Below are 552 nucleotides of genomic sequence, written 5' to 3'. Positions count from 1 at the left end.
GGAGTCAGGGGGGTGGGCCTGATAGTGAGGATGGGTGTGAGGTTGTTTGATGTGCTAGGATGGGGGCATGGGAAAGGGTAAGGAAGACGGCGGCCGGGGTGCACGGCGGCACGCCGTCCCGAAGGGGATCGGCTCCCAGGCCCCTCTGCTGCTGCCGGAGAGCGGCTGGGACGACCCCGCCTCGAGGAAGGAGCGTCTGGAGGCTGCCCTGGCCGCCTGGGACGAGAGGGGGCTGCTGGAGGGCTTCCGGGTCTACCTGGCCCGGGCCGGGGTGCAGAAGCCCGACTACTACCTCTGGACCCTGCGCAACCTGGCGGCCTGGCTGCGCCTTCGGGACCGGCGCTGGCCCGCGCTGGAGGCGGGCGACCTGGAGGCCTTCTTGCAGGGGTGGCTCGAGCAGGGTCCCCCCCTGGGGGGCAAGGCCCGCAGGCCCACGCCCGGCAGCGCCCGCAAAGCCTACGCCGGGCTGGGTCACTTCGCACGCTTTTTGGAGTGGGGGGGCGTGGAGTGGCCCCCTCACCTGCGCTTCCCCGACGTCCCCCCGCACGCCCC

The 552-nt window shown here is 72.5% G+C and carries 1 pseudogene; it reads left to right on the top strand.

Going from position 1 to position 552, the window contains the following annotated elements:
* Positions 1-67: 67 nt before the first annotated feature.
* Positions 68-552: pseudogene (locus Mrose_RS18515) on the top strand (hypothetical protein); the annotation flags it as partial.

This window comes from Calidithermus roseus (assembly GCF_003574095.1).
Taxonomy (GTDB): Bacteria; Deinococcota; Deinococci; order Deinococcales; family Thermaceae; genus Calidithermus; species Calidithermus roseus.
The sequence above is the reverse complement of the archived record's forward strand: the minus strand, read 5'-3'. Positions and strand labels throughout refer to the sequence as shown.